This is a genomic window from Pseudomonas sp. AC016 (assembly GCF_979253365.1).
Genome location: NZ_CEEDCC010000001.1, coordinates 5953329 through 5966599 on the forward strand (window position 1 = coordinate 5953329; position 13271 = coordinate 5966599).

The following is a 13271-nucleotide window of genomic DNA, read 5'->3' on the forward strand; positions in this document are numbered from 1 at the left end:
GTCGCTACTGAGCCAGCCAGCCGCCGTCCACATTCCAGGCTGCGCCACGCACCTGAACTGCCGCATCGCTGCACAGGAAGAGCGCCAGCTCACCCAGTTGCTGCGGCGTGACGAAATCCAGTGATGGCTGCTTTTCCGCCAACAGGTCGTAACGCGCCTGCTCGGTTCCGCCTCGCTTGTCGATCTGTTGCTGTACCAGCGGGGTCAGCACCCAGCCGGGGCAGATGGCGTTGCAGGTGATCTGGGTGGAGGCGGTTTCCAGCGCGACGACCTTGGTCAGACCGATCACGCCGTGCTTGGCCGCCACGTACGCCGCCTTGCCGGTCGAACCGACCAGCCCGTGCACCGAGGCAATGTTGATGATCCGCCCCCAGCCTTTTCTGCTCATGCCCGGCAGACTGAGGCGCGTGGTGTGGAAGACCGAGGACAGGTTGATGGCGAGGATCGAATCCCAGCGCTCGACCGGAAACTCTTCCACGCTGCTGACGTGCTGAATACCGGCGTTATTGACCAGAATATCGACGCCGCCGAACTCACGCTCGGCATAGGCGATCATGTCCGCGATCTGCGCCGGATCGCTCACGTCGGCCGGATGATGGCCGACCTTGCCGCCAGCCTGTTCGACCTGACTGATCACTTCGGATGTATCACCAAAGCCGTTGAGGATCACGTCGGCGCCAGCCTTGGCCAGTTCGAGCGCGATGCCCAGACCGATGCCGCTGGTGGAGCCGGTCACCAGTGCGGTTTTGCCTTGCAGATTCATAATCGATTCCTTACACGATGCCGGTGGCGTAGAACGTTGCAATAACGACGAATACCGCCAGCGTCTTGATCAATGTGATGCCGAAAATGTCCTTGTAGGCTTCGCGGTGGGTCAGCCCGGTCACCGCCAGCAGGGTGATCACTGCGCCGTTGTGCGGCAGCGTGTCCATGCCGCCGCTGGCCATGGCGGCCACCCGGTGCAGAACCTCCAGCGGGATGTTCGCGGCATTGGCGGCGGCGATGAAGTTCTGCGACATGGCGGCCAGGGCGATGCTCATGCCGCCCGACGCGGAACCGGTGATGCCAGCCAGCAGCGTGACGGTGATCGCTTCATTGACCAGCGGGTTGGGGATGCTTTTGAGACCGTTGGCCAGCACCAGAAACCCCGGAAGTGAGGCGATGACCGCACCAAATCCGTACTCGGAGGCCGTGTTCATGGCCGCCAGCAACGCGCCGCTCACTGCGCTTTTGGTGCCTTCAGCGAGCCTGCTTTTAATGGCCCGGAAGCCGAAGATCAGCACCATCAGAATGCCGACCAGCAGCGCCGCTTCGACTGCCCAGATGGCCGTGACCTTGGCCACTTCGGTCTGCACCGGTGCCGCCATGCCTGGCAGCGCGAGCGTGTGGGTCTTGCCGTACCACTGCGGAATCCACCAGGTGAACAGCAGGTTCATGACGCCCACGGCGACCAGTGGCGACAACGCCAGCCAGGGATTGGGCAGCTTGAGGTCAGGGGCAGTCTCCGGTTCGTTGCGCAGTTCAGTGCCGTAACCTTCACCGGCACGTTGTGCCTTGTTGCGCTGGCGTTGCAGATAAAGCATGCCTGCGCTGAACACGAAAATCGAACCGATGAGTCCGAGCCACGGTGCCGCCCATGCGGTGGTGTTGAAAAAGGTGGTCGGAATGATGTTCTGGATCTGTGGCGTGCCGGGCAGGGCATCCATGGTGAACGAGAACGCGCCCAAAGCGATGGTGGCCGGGATCAGGCGCTTGGGAATGTTGCTCTGCCTGAACATCTCCGAAGCGAACGGATAGACCGCGAACACCACGACGAACAGTGACACGCCGCCGTAGGTCAGCAGTGCGCAGACCAGCACGATCACCAGCATGGCCTGGCGCGTGCCAAGCACGCCGATGGCGGCTGCCACAATGGAGCGTGAAAACCCGGACAGCTCGATCAGCTTGCCGAACACTGCGCCCAAGAGGAATACCGGAAAATACAGCTTGATGAAGCCGACCATCTTGTCCATGAACACCCCGGTAAACGCCGGGGCCACCGCCGAGGGGTCGGTCAGCAGCACGGCACCCAGAGCCGCGATGGGTGCGAAAAGAATGACGCTGTAGCCGCGGTAGGCGGCAAGCATCAACAGCGCAAGCGCTGCGAGGGCGATGAGAACGCTCATCAGGTGTCTCCTGTTGTTATTGTTTTTGATGAAACCGGAACAGCTGCAGTCGACATAGCGGGTTTCGTGCCATGTAAGCAAGATGTTGAAATATATGAGTATTTTCAGTCTGACCAGAATGCAGACCAAGGTTTTGTCTACAAATAGAGACAGATAACAGTGCTCAGGTCTGCAGCGCGGCGATAAATCGATCATAAAGAGCCTGATTACAGGAGATTTAGCGCTATCTCCCTAAAAAGACTGCTGTCTCTTTAGGGAGACTCGGCAATGCCCAAGGTCGCCATTTTCTTGTAGAGAGTGGAGCGCCCCAGGCCCAGTTGGCTGGCTGCCAGCACGACGCTGCCTGCGCACTGATGCAAGGTGGTTTCGATCAGGTGGCGGTCGAAGCGCTGCCGCGCCTCGCTGAACGTCTCCTGGTGCACGGGGCTGCTGACGCTTGCGGCGGTTGCCTTCAACGGCATCAGCGTACCGATGGCTGCCTGAATATCTGCAGCGGTCAGCAACGACTCGTCACTCAGCAGCGCGGCACGCTCCAGTACGTTGCGCAGCTCACGGATATTGCCAGGCCAGGCGTGTCGGGCGAGCACTCCCAGCGCCTCGCTTTCCAGTTCATGATGACTGCGCAGTTCTTCCAGAATCGCCTCGCTGAGTGCGGGCAGGTCCTCGAGACGCTCGCGCAAGGGCGGCACTTTGATAGGCAGCACGTTGAGCCGGTAATAAAGGTCGGCGCGAAACTCGCCGCGCTGGATGGCGGCTTCAAGGTCAGTGGACGTTGCCGCGATCAAGCGCACATCGCTTTGAAAGACTTCGTTGGAGCCCACCGGCTCGTATTCCTTTTCCTGCAGTACGCGCAGCAGTTTGCTTTGCAGGGCCAGCGGCATGTCGCCAATCTCATCGAGAAACAGCGTGCCCCCTTGAGCGATTTTCAGCTTTCCGGGGCGTCCCTTGCGTTCGGCACCGGTGAAAGCGCCGGGTGCGGTGCCGAAGAATTCTGCTTCCAACAGGGTTTCCGGGATCGCGGCGCTGTTGATACTGACAAACGGCTTGCCCGCCCGGGGCGAGGCGTTGTGAATGGCATGGGCGAGCAATTCCTTGCCAGTCCCGGTTTCACCCAGCAGCAACACGGTTGACTGAGTGTTGGCGCCGCGTCTGGCGCGACGCTTGACCTCAAGCGACGCCTCGCTGGTACCAATGAAGTGCGCGAAGCTGTACTTGGCCTGCCGCGCCTTGAGCAGCGAGCGTGTAGTGGCCAGCTCCTGTTGCATGCTCAGGTAGCGGGTGAGCAGGGGAGACAACGTCTGCAACTGATCGAACAGCGCAAAGCCGATGGCGCCGATCAGTCCGCCCGCGTCATCGTGGATGGGCAGGCGCATGACCACCAGCGGGTCCTTGGCCGTGTCCATCATGTCCAGCAGGATGGGCTGGCCGTTGCTCGCCACCTGACGCAGCAAACTGCCAGGAATCACGTTCTCGCACGGCTGCCCGATGGCCAGGGTCGGATCCTGCAGCCCGAAACGCCGCGCATACCGCTCGTTGATCCAGACGATACGTGCGTCCTTGTCGACGATGACCGTCCCTTCACTGGATTGCTCGATGATCTCGAACAGCGAACGGATCGCCAGGCGCCGGATGCTTTTATAGTCGTTGAGATTGTTGTCGTTCATGGAGGTGTTCCGTCAAAAGCGGGCGCCTGGCCGCACAGACTGTCCGTTTTTAAGCAATCAGATGAAGCCCGGATGCGCGGCCGCCAGCAACTCCTGGGTGTACGGCTGCTGCGGCGACTCGAATACCGCGTGGCTGGGGCCTCGCTCGACCACCTTGCCGTCCTTGACCACGATTACATCATGGGCCAAGGCCTTGACCACCGCCAGATCGTGGCTGATGAACAGGTAGGTCAGGCCGTGTTTCTCCTGCAACTCGCGCAGCAGGGCAACGACTTGCTTCTGCACGGTGCGATCCAGCGCCGAAGTGGGTTCGTCGAGCAGGATCAGCGCCGGTTTGAGCACCAGTGCCCGGGCGATGGCGATGCGTTGTCGCTGGCCGCCGGAAAACTCGTGTGGATAGCGATGACGGCTCTGCGGATCGATACCGACTTCTTCCAATGCGCGTATCACCTCGACATCACACTGAACCGCATCCAGGCCGCCATGCACCTCCAGACCTTCGGCGATGATCTGCGCCACGGACATGCGCGGGCTGAGACTGCCATAAGGATCCTGAAACACCACCTGCATCTCTTTGCGCCAGGGCCGCATCTGTTTCTGGTTCAGGCCGTCCAGCGCGTTGCCACGAAAGCGGATGCTGCCACGCGAATCCAGCAGTCGCAGAATGGCCTGGCCCAGCGTCGACTTTCCGGACCCCGATTCACCGACGATGCCCAGGGTCTTGCCGCGCTCGATACTCAGACTGATGTCATCGACTGCTTTCAGGTATTCCTTGTGCCGCCTCAGAATGCCGCCCGTCAACGAGAACCATACCTTCAGGTTGTCGACTTCGAGCACGTTCTCCCGCGCATCACGCGGCAATGGCTCGCCTGCAGGCTCGGCATCCAGCAGCAGACGGCTGTAGGGGTGTTGAGGTGCCTTGAACAGCGACTGGCAATCGGCCTGTTCGACGATTTCGCCCGCGCGCATCACACAGACCCGCTGCGCGACGCTGTGTACCAGGTTCAGGTCATGGCTGATCAGCAGCAACGACATGCCCAGGCGTTGCTGCAATTCCTTGAGCAGCAGCAGGATCTTGCGTTGTACGGTCACATCCAGCGCAGTGGTCGGCTCGTCGGCAATCAACAATTCCGGCTCGCAGGCCAGCGCCATCGCAATCATCACCCGCTGGCGCTGGCCGCCGGACAGTTCATGGGGGTAGGCCTTCAGTCGCTTGTGCGGCTGCTGGATGCCCACCAGTTCCAGTAATTCAATGATCCGCTTCTGGGCCTCCCGTCCGGCCATGCCGCGGTGTAGCAACAGGGTTTCACCGATCTGTTTGGACACAGTGTGCAGAGGGTTCAGCGACGTCATGGGCTCCTGAAAGATCATGGCGATGCGGTTACCGCGCAACTCCCGCAGGGTTTGATCGCTAGCGCCGACCAGTTGCTGGCCGCGATAGGTAATGCTGCCCGTCGTGACGGTGCCGCTTTTGGGCAGCAGTTGCAGAATCGAGTGTGCAGTGACCGACTTGCCTGAGCCGGACTCGCCAACCAGCGCCAGGCACTCGCCCGGCCGTACATCCAGACTCAGGTTGCTGACCACTGTCTGCCCGCTGAAGGCAACACTCAGGTCGCGGATTTCGATCAGGTTTTCTTGCATGTCAGGACCTCGGGTCGAAGGCATCGCGCAGCGCCTCGCCAATGAACACCAGCAGCGTGAGGATCAGGGCAAGGGCGAAAAACGCCGTGAGGCCCAGCCAGGGTGCCTGCAGGTTCTGTTTGCCCTGAGCGATCAGCTCGCCCAGCGAAGCACTGCCCGCCGGCATGCCGAAGCCAAGGAAATCCAGTGCGGTCAGGGTCGAAATCGCGCCTGTAAGAATGAAAGGCAGGTAACTGAGCGTGGCGTTCATGGCGTTCGGCAGGATATGGCGCAGGATCACTGTCCGGTCGCTCAGCCCGAGGGCGCGTGCGGCTTTGACGTATTCCAGATTTCGGCCACGCAGAAACTCGGCACGCACCACGTCCACCAGGGTCAGCCAGGAAAACAAGGCCATGATGCCCAGCAGCCACCAGAAGTCCGGCTCGACAAAGCCCGAGAGAATGATCAGCAGGTACAGCACCGGCAGGCCCGACCAGACTTCCAGCAGACGCTGGCCAAGCAGATCCACCCAACCGCCGTAATAACCCTGAAGCGCACCTGCGGTGATGCCGATCAAGGCGCTGATGAAGGTCAGAGCCAGCGCGAAAAGAATCGACACGCGGGCACCGAAGATGACCCTGGCCAGCACATCGCGGGCCTGATCGTCAGTGCCCAGCCAGTTGGTCGCAGACGGCGGGCTGGGCGCAGGGATGCTCAGCTCGTAGTTGGGTGTGTCGTCGCTGAACGGGATGGGCGGGAACAGCATCCAGCCATCGCCCTTGTCGATCAACTGGCGCACATAGTCACTGCGGTAGTCCGGTTGGAACGGCAGCTCGCCCCCGAATTGCTGCTCGGTGTAACGCTTGAACACCGGGAAATACAACGAGTGCTGGTAGCTGACCATCAGCGGCTTGTCGTTGGCGATCAGTTCGCCACCCAGCGTCAGGGCGAAAAGGGCGCAGAATAGCCAGAGCGACCACCAGCCTCGGCGATTGCCCCGAAAGCGCTCCAGACGGCGACGGGCGAGCGGAGAAAGACTGCGCATCATGCCGTCCTCGCGTTGAAGTCGATTCTGGGATCGACCAGCGTGTAACAGACGTCCCCCACCAGTTTGATCAGCAGCCCGAACAACGTGAAGATGAACAGCGAGCCGAACACTACGGGATAGTCCCGCGAAACGGCGGCTTCGTAACTCATGCGCCCCAGACCATCCAGCGAGAAAATCACCTCGATCAGCAGCGATCCTGCAAAGAACACACTGATAAACGCCTGGGGAATACCCGACACCACCAGCAGCATGGCGTTGCGAAACACATGGCCGTACAGCACGCGCCGTTCGCTCATGCCCTTGGCTCTGGCGGTAATCACGTATTGACGGGTGATCTCATTGAGAAACGAGTGTTTGGTCAGCAAGGTCAGGGAGGCGAAACCACCGATGACCAGTGCCGACACCGGCAGCACCAGGTGCCAGAAATAGTCGGCGATCTTGCCCAGTGTCGACAGTTGATCGAAGTTGTCCGATACCAGCCCTCGCACCGGAAACCAGCTCATCGAGGTGCCGCCGCAGAACACCACGATCAGCAGCATGGCGAACAGAAAGGCTGGCGTTGCGTAGCCGATGATGATGGCGGTACTGCTCCAGATATCGAAATGGCTGCCATGTTTGACGGCCTTGCGAATGCCCAGAGGAATCGACACCAGATAGGTCAGCAGCGTCGCCCAGAGCCCCAGAGAGATGGAGACCGGCATCTTCTGCAGAATCAGGTCGGTGACCGTCGCCCCGCGAAAGAAACTGTTGCCGAAGTCCAGTTGTGCGTAGTTCTTGAGCATCAGCCACAGCCGTTCGTGCAGTGGTTTGTCGAAACCATACTGATGCTCGATTTCCTTGATCAGCATGGGGTCCAGCCCGCGGGAGGCTCTGGATTGCCCGGCACCAGCCGACTCAGAGGCGCTGGCACCTGCGGTAACGCCGCCGATGCCCTGCAGCCGCGCAATGGCCTGTTCGACCGGGCCGCCGGGCGCCGCCTGCACAATGAAAAAGTTGACCAGCAGAATGCACAGCAGGGTCGGGATGATCAGCAGCAGACGCCGCAGAATGTAGCCGAGCATCTACTTCATCTCCGAAACAAGGGCTGAAGCACCGCGTTTGGCCGCGAACTGCTCGTTGGTCAGCGCTGTCGGGCTGACTTCCCACCAGGTTTCGATGGCTTCGTTGTTGCTGGCCTGGATCTTGGGAATCCCGAAGCGGTTCCACCACACGGTCGAGGAACCGGGCGGGTAATAGTTGGGAATCCAGTAATAATTCCACTGCAGCACGCGGTCCAGGCAGTGCGCATAGTCAGTCATCGTCTGCTTGTTATCGGCCTTGAGCAGCCCGGCAATCAGCGTGTCCACAGCCGGGTCCTGCAGCGCCATGTAATTGCTGGAGCCGGGATCCATCGCCACCCTGGAGCCGAAGCTGTTGTATAGCTCCGAGCCCGGCGAGGTGGAAACCGGATAGCCGGTGACGATCATGTCGTAGTCACGAGCCATGACCCGGTTCAGGTACTGCGCTGCATCGATTCGGCGAATATCGAAATGGATGCCGATCTGCGCCAGATTGCGCTTGTAGGGCAGCAACATGCGCTCCAAACCGTTCTGGGCGTTGAGAAAAGTGAAACGGAACGGCTCTCCTTGTGCGTTCACCAGTTCGTCCCCTTTGGGGGTCCAGCCGGCTTCCTTCATGAGTTCCAGCGCTTGCAGTTGCTTGTCACGGATAAAGCCCGTGCCATCGGTCTTGGGCGTCTTGTAGACCGTATCGAACACCTGCTCCGGCACCTGGCCGCGCAACGGTTCAAGAATCTTCAGTTCGGCTGGTGTTGGCAGTTCCGTGGCGGCCAGCTCGGAGTTGGAAAAGTAGCTGTCCTGGCGGATGTACATGCTGCGCATCATCTGCCGGTTGGTCCACTCGAAATCCCAGAGCAGCGACAGCGCCTGTCGTACCCTTCGGTCCTGAAACATCGGTCGGTTCAGGTTGAACACAAAACCCTGCGAACTTTGCACGGCGCCCTTGGCCAGATGCGCCTTTTGCAGTCTTCCGTCGCTCAATTGCGGGCTGTCGTAGCGAATCGAATAGCCGGTGGCCGAGAACTCCCGGTTGTAGTCGTAGGCGCCGCCCTTGAGCACCTGACGCGCGACGTCGATGTCGCCGAAGTACTCGATGCTGAACGTGTCGAAGTTATAGAGACCGCGGCTGACCGGCAGATCCTTGCCCCACCATGTCGGATCACGTTCGAACGTGATGGTGCGACCCGGATCAACATGCGCGATCTTGTAAGGGCCGCTGCCCGGCGGCACTTCGAAGCCTGCGCCGCTGGCAAAGTCGCGGGTCTTCCACCAGTGTTCGGGAAACACCGGCAACGAGGCGAGATCCAGGGGCAGGGTGCGACTGTCGCTGTGTTTGAAGTCGAAACGGATCTGCGTCGGTGATTCGACTTCCAGGCCTTTGACCGCTTCGAACTGGGTGCGGTACTGCATGCTGCCTTGGGTCATCAGCAGCTCATAGGTGTATTTCACATCATTGGCGGTAATCGCTGTGCCGTCGGCAAAGCGTGCCTTGGGATTCAGGTAGAAGGTGAGGGACAGGCCGTCAGCGCCACGCTCCATCTTCTCGGCCACCAGCCCGTAAACGGTATAGGGCTCGTCCATCGAGCGTACGGCCAGCGGCGAATACAGCATGCCGTTGATCTGGGAAACGCCCATGCCTTTGTCTGTGAACGGCATCAGATGATCGAACTGACCAATCTCGATTGCGGAGCGGCGCATGCTGCCGCCTTTCGGGGCGTCGGGGTTCACGTAATCGAAATGCTGGAAGTTGGCGGGGTAGCGGGGCACTTCACCATAAACGGTCAGGGCGTGTTGCGGTGCGGCGAACAGCGAGGATGAGGCCAGCGCCAGTGTTGCGGCGATCAGTGAAGAAAAAACAAAACGCATTACTCGAATCCCGATTGACCGTAGAAGCGTCCGGCGTCGCATTGCAGACAGCGGTATCTTCTACAGATAAATCCGTGATTCGCCAAGCCACCTGCAAAAACGGCCCATCCGAAGATGAGCCGTTTGGTAACCCGTGTGTAACCGTGCGACAGGATCAGTCCTGACGGCTGGTCACTTCCAGCAGGTGATAGCCGAACTGGGTCTTGACCGGACCCTGAACGGTATTCACCGGAGCGCTGAACACGACGGTGTCGAATTCCTTGACCATCTGGCCTGGACCGAACGAACCCAGTTCACCGCCCTGGCGGCTGGATGGGCAGGTGGAATTGGCTTTGGCAACTTCAGCGAAATCAGCGCCGCCTTCGATCTGTGCCTTGAGTTCGTTGCACTTCTCTTCGCTCGAAACAAGGATGTGGCGGGCAGTGGCTTTAGCCATGGGGAAGAATCTCCTGTGAAAAAAAAGAAATAGCCTACCGGAATCAGTTCGGTATTTCCTGACAAAGTTCCTTCGCAACGCTGTTATCTGTAGCGCAACCGATCAACCGCCCGGCGCAGCAACTGCTCGGTTCCCGCCCAGCCCAGACAGCCATCGGTCACCGAAACACCGTATTCAAGGGTTTTGCTCAAAGGCTGGCAGCCGTCGAACAGGTGGCTTTCGACCATCATGCCGATCAGGGATGTGTTGCCTTGCAGGCGCTGCTGGAGCACATCGTCGAACACCTGCGGCTGGCGCAGCGGGTCTTTGCCACTGTTGGCATGGCTGCAGTCGACCATGATGCGCGCCGCAATCCGGTTCTTTGCCAGACTGGCCTGCACTCTGGCAATGCTCTCGCTGTCGTGGTTCGGTCCGCTGTGTCCGCCGCGCAGCACGATATGGGTATCCGCGTTGCCCCGCGTCTCGATGATCGCCGGATGGCCGTGGCTGTCCATGCCGAAGTGGCGATGGGGATGAGCCGCCGAGCGGATCGCATCACTGGCTACCGCGACGCCACCGTCCGTACCGTTCTTGAAACCGACCGCCATGGGCAGACCGCTGGCCATTTCCCGGTGGATCTGCGATTCGGTTGTGCGGGCACCGATGGCGACCCAGCTGAGCAGGTCGTCGAAGTAGCCGGCTGCCATGGGCTGCAGGATCTCGGTCGCGACGGGCAGGCCTATGTGCAGCATCTCGCGCATCAGTTCCCGTGACAGCTTCAGTCCCACCGCCATGTCGTCGCTGCCGTCGAGGCGGGGATCGTAGGCCAGGCCTTTCCAGCCGACGGTCGTGCGCGGCTTTTCAACGTAGGCGCGCATGACCAGCAGCATCTGGTCGCTCACTTCAGAGGCGAGACTGGCCAGGCGTTCTGCGTATTCGAGTGCGGACTCTGGATCGTGCAAGGAGCAGGGGCCAACGACGACCAGCAGGCGTGAGTCCTGGCCTTCAAGGATGGCGCTGACGGCACGGCGGTGGGCGGTGACCTGTTCGGTCAGGGCGGTGCTCAGCGGCAGGCTGCTTTTGAGCTCAAGGGCACTGGGCAGGCGCGTCGAGGTGGATGTGCTGTGGGGCAGCGTGATCGAGTGGCTGGACAGGTCGGACGGTTTTACGGCAACGGACGAATTCATGTTCTGGCTTCCTGGGCTGGCGGGTGGTGTTCCCGCTCAAAGCCCTACTGGGGTGTTCGACAAAGGGCCGGTTCGGCCATACGTGTGCAGTTGCCACCTGGCAGTGACCGATCGGAGGCGGCAGGCTGTCCCGAACGGAGGTTGCTAAATCGCCAGGCGAAGTCGATGTCGTTGCGGTAATAGGTGGCGTAGTTCATGTCGTGTTCCTCGATTCGATTCAATGTGGTGTTTTGTGAAGGGCCAAAAAAACAAAACCCCCGGTCGGGAAGCCGACCGGGGGTAGAGAATTCTCTGGTTGGCGTCCCCTTGAAGTGGGCGCCGGATGGGTATCAGGCGCGCCAGTGGCTAAACCAATACCCGTAATAAGCGTTGAGCTGGAGATCTGCCATCGCTGGAGCAATGCGCACAGTCACAGCTTCTGCCGAGCGACGGGCGCTGGCATGGGTGAAGCGCTGTGATGGTGTGGTTTGCAGCATGGTGTATCTCCGTTGAATGAGCAGGAGCTTACTTCAGGCTGGTGCGCTCATTCAATTGGAAAATTCAATCGGATTGATATCGATTTTACCGCCGCAGGGCTGCTGAAAGATGAGCTGCGGACAAAAACTGTCAGAAAAGGCTATTTCGTCAGTCCGCCTGTGCCGCTGGGCGGCAAGGATTTCCGTAAGACGCCGCTCGGAACAATCCCCCTCAATCGGGCACAGTCTGGGACGCATCACCCTCGGAAGGGATGCTGCCAATCTTCATCCCCAGCAAAACCGCCACTTTATGGGCCTCGCCGCGTTTTCCCTTCTTGCGTCCTGCCAGCACTTGGTAGGTCGTCGCAGGATCAATGCTGTTCTCCCGAGCGAATTCTTGAACAGATTTACCCTGTTGTTCGAGCCAGGCCTTGGCTTGTGCAGCAGTACGTATTCCGGGCATAGTTCAAAACCGTTCAAATCAGTTTAATTTTAGCTGGATTCTACCATTCGTAAGGATGGGGTCAACAGGGTTATGCATTCAAATGAGTGGAATTGGGTACCGACTAAGAAAAGAAAGAGAACGTCTGGGGCTGTCTCAGCGTGCCTTCGGTGAAATCGGTGGTGTGGAAGCAAACGCTCAAGGGAAGTATGAAAGCGGCGATCGTGCCCCCAAGGCCGATTACCTGGCAGCGGTAGCAGCCAAGGGTGTCGATGTACTCTACGTGCTCACCGGAACGCCTACGCCGATTCCGGTCGACAACCTCAGTGTTGCCGAAGAAAAGGTGCTGGGCAGCTATCGTGTGCTCGACAAGGAAGATCAGGACGCGATCAGACGGTTGACCACGACCATGGCGGAGCTGTCGGCTTCGTACATCACAACCGACAAGCCGACCGACAGTTGAGGGTCGCTCGTTCTCTTCAGATCCGTCGAGCGCTGCCGGGTCTGTTGCCCTTGTACGCCGCGCCTGAGCCGGTCCGGTCCAGGCTGCGCGGCCTCGTCCGGCTCAGTTAATCGTCGTCATTCTCTCGTGCTGAAGCTTGCCTGCGGGCGGTTCGAGCGAAAACGGCAACATCCCCTAGGTCTGCCTCGCCGTTTTTGTTATGGTGAATAGCATTCGTTATGTCCGTTGCGCGAGGTGTCTGCTTGATTAGGGTGCTAGTTGTCGATGACCATGATCTTGTTCGGACAGGCATCACACGGATGCTCGCCGATATAGATGGCTTGCAGGTGGTAGGTCAGGCCGATTCCGGTGAGGAGTCCTTGAAGAAGGCGCGGGAACTCAAACCCGACGTCGTGCTGATGGACGTCAAGATGCCGGGCATCGGCGGCCTTGAAGCCACCCGCAAGCTCTTGCGCAGCCATCCGGATATCAAGGTCGTGGCCGTGACGGTCTGCGAAGAAGATCCATTTCCGACGCGGCTGCTTCAGGCCGGAGCGGCCGGTTACATGACCAAGGGCGCAGGCCTTGCGGAAATGGTTCAGGCGATCCGTCTGGTCTTTGCCGGTCAGCGCTACATCAGCCCGCAGATTGCCCAACAGCTGGCGCTAAAGTCATTTCAGCCGCAGGTCAACAATTCACCGTTTGACCTGCTGTCCGAGCGCGAAATCCAGATTGCATTGATGATTGTCGGTTGCCAGAAGGTCCAGACCATCTCGGACAAGCTGTGCCTGTCGCCGAAAACCGTGAATACTTACCGCTACCGAATCTTTGAAAAGCTCTCCATCAGCAGTGATGTCGAATTGGCGTTGCTGGCAGTACGTCACGGCATGGTGGACGCCAGCGCCTGAA

General features: G+C 59.8%; 13 protein-coding genes. 2 read left to right on the forward strand and 11 right to left on the reverse strand.

Going from position 1 to position 13271, the window contains the following annotated elements:
• Positions 1 to 4: 4 nt before the first annotated feature.
• The 11 genes from AC0IXS_RS26795 to AC0IXS_RS26845 all read right to left on the reverse strand — a co-directional run bounded on the left by AC0IXS_RS26795 (position 5) and on the right by AC0IXS_RS26845 (position 11941).
• Positions 5 to 763: a 3-hydroxybutyrate dehydrogenase gene (locus tag AC0IXS_RS26795; RefSeq protein ID WP_004879569.1), complete on the reverse strand. Its 759-nt coding sequence runs from the start codon at positions 761 to 763 to the stop codon at positions 5 to 7.
• Positions 764 to 773: 10 nt separating this feature from the next.
• Positions 774 to 2165, reverse strand: a complete 1392-nt coding sequence (locus AC0IXS_RS26800) for a GntP family permease (protein ID WP_057408916.1) — start codon at positions 2163 to 2165, stop codon at positions 774 to 776.
• A 251-nt stretch (positions 2166 to 2416) separates the two neighbouring features.
• On the reverse strand, positions 2417 to 3829 hold the full coding sequence (locus AC0IXS_RS26805; RefSeq protein WP_471826138.1) for a sigma-54 interaction domain-containing protein: 1413 nt from the start codon (positions 3827 to 3829) through the stop codon (positions 2417 to 2419).
• Between the two features lie 57 nt (positions 3830 to 3886).
• Positions 3887 to 5470, reverse strand: a complete 1584-nt coding sequence (locus AC0IXS_RS26810; protein ID WP_137203332.1) for an ABC transporter ATP-binding protein — start codon at positions 5468 to 5470, stop codon at positions 3887 to 3889.
• 1 nt (position 5471) lies between these two features.
• Positions 5472 to 6494 (reverse strand): ABC transporter permease, encoded by a 1023-nt coding sequence (locus AC0IXS_RS26815; protein ID WP_057408913.1) that lies wholly within the window; start codon positions 6492 to 6494, stop codon positions 5472 to 5474.
• Positions 6494 to 7558 carry a microcin C ABC transporter permease YejB gene (locus AC0IXS_RS26820; RefSeq protein WP_057408912.1) on the reverse strand — a complete coding sequence of 355 codons (1065 nt, stop codon included), beginning with the start codon at positions 7556 to 7558 and terminating at the stop codon, positions 6494 to 6496. Before AC0IXS_RS26820 ends, AC0IXS_RS26815 begins: the two co-directional genes overlap by 1 nt.
• Positions 7559 to 9421 (reverse strand): extracellular solute-binding protein, encoded by a 1863-nt coding sequence (locus AC0IXS_RS26825; RefSeq protein ID WP_122690003.1) that lies wholly within the window; start codon positions 9419 to 9421, stop codon positions 7559 to 7561.
• A gap of 154 nt (positions 9422 to 9575) precedes the next feature.
• Entirely contained in the window at positions 9576 to 9857 is a 282-nt protein-coding gene (locus AC0IXS_RS26830) for a peptidylprolyl isomerase (RefSeq protein WP_004879546.1), read from the reverse strand.
• Positions 9858 to 9940: 83 nt separating this feature from the next.
• On the reverse strand, positions 9941 to 11023 hold the full coding sequence (locus tag AC0IXS_RS26835) for a 3-deoxy-7-phosphoheptulonate synthase (protein WP_057408910.1): 1083 nt from the start codon (positions 11021 to 11023) through the stop codon (positions 9941 to 9943).
• 329 nt (positions 11024 to 11352) lie between these two features.
• The gene (locus AC0IXS_RS26840) at positions 11353 to 11499 is read right to left on the reverse strand and encodes a hypothetical protein (protein ID WP_471826142.1); all 147 of its coding nucleotides are present in this window, start codon (positions 11497 to 11499) and stop codon (positions 11353 to 11355) included.
• Positions 11500 to 11710: 211 nt separating this feature from the next.
• Positions 11711 to 11941 (reverse strand): DNA-binding protein, encoded by a 231-nt coding sequence (locus tag AC0IXS_RS26845; RefSeq protein ID WP_043303799.1) that lies wholly within the window; start codon positions 11939 to 11941, stop codon positions 11711 to 11713.
• 82 nt (positions 11942 to 12023) lie between these two features.
• Here AC0IXS_RS26845 and AC0IXS_RS26850 point away from each other — a divergent pair, with 82 nt between their 5' ends.
• Both AC0IXS_RS26850 and gacA read left to right on the forward strand, forming a co-directional pair.
• Positions 12024 to 12383: a helix-turn-helix domain-containing protein gene (locus AC0IXS_RS26850; protein ID WP_025992954.1), complete on the forward strand. Its 360-nt coding sequence runs from the start codon at positions 12024 to 12026 to the stop codon at positions 12381 to 12383.
• Between the two features lie 242 nt (positions 12384 to 12625).
• Entirely contained in the window at positions 12626 to 13270 is a 645-nt protein-coding gene (gene gacA / locus AC0IXS_RS26855; RefSeq protein ID WP_025992955.1) for a response regulator transcription factor GacA, read from the forward strand.
• Position 13271: the final 1 nt, after the last annotated feature.

Excerpts from the sequence above, each read along its gene's own strand:
- AC0IXS_RS26795 (WP_004879569.1), bottom strand. The coding sequence starts at position 763 with ATGAATCTGCAAGGCAAAACCGCACTGGTGACCGGCTCCACCAGCGGC.
- AC0IXS_RS26800 (WP_057408916.1), bottom strand. The coding sequence starts at position 2,165 with ATGAGCGTTCTCATCGCCCTCGCAGCGCTTGCGCTGTTGATGCTTGCC.
- AC0IXS_RS26805 (WP_471826138.1), bottom strand. The coding sequence starts at position 3,829 with ATGAACGACAACAATCTCAACGACTATAAAAGCATCCGGCGCCTGGCG.
- AC0IXS_RS26810 (WP_137203332.1), bottom strand. The coding sequence starts at position 5,470 with ATGCAAGAAAACCTGATCGAAATCCGCGACCTGAGTGTTGCCTTCAGC.
- AC0IXS_RS26815 (WP_057408913.1), bottom strand. The coding sequence starts at position 6,494 with ATGCGCAGTCTTTCTCCGCTCGCCCGTCGCCGTCTGGAGCGCTTTCGG.
- AC0IXS_RS26820 (WP_057408912.1), bottom strand. The coding sequence starts at position 7,558 with ATGCTCGGCTACATTCTGCGGCGTCTGCTGCTGATCATCCCGACCCTG.
- AC0IXS_RS26825 (WP_122690003.1), bottom strand. The coding sequence starts at position 9,421 with ATGCGTTTTGTTTTTTCTTCACTGATCGCCGCAACACTGGCGCTGGCC.
- AC0IXS_RS26830 (WP_004879546.1), bottom strand. The coding sequence starts at position 9,857 with ATGGCTAAAGCCACTGCCCGCCACATCCTTGTTTCGAGCGAAGAGAAG.
- AC0IXS_RS26835 (WP_057408910.1), bottom strand. The coding sequence starts at position 11,023 with ATGAATTCGTCCGTTGCCGTAAAACCGTCCGACCTGTCCAGCCACTCG.
- AC0IXS_RS26840 (WP_471826142.1), bottom strand. The coding sequence starts at position 11,499 with ATGCTGCAAACCACACCATCACAGCGCTTCACCCATGCCAGCGCCCGT.
- AC0IXS_RS26845 (WP_043303799.1), bottom strand. The coding sequence starts at position 11,941 with ATGCCCGGAATACGTACTGCTGCACAAGCCAAGGCCTGGCTCGAACAA.
- AC0IXS_RS26850 (WP_025992954.1), top strand. The coding sequence starts at position 12,024 with ATGAGTGGAATTGGGTACCGACTAAGAAAAGAAAGAGAACGTCTGGGG.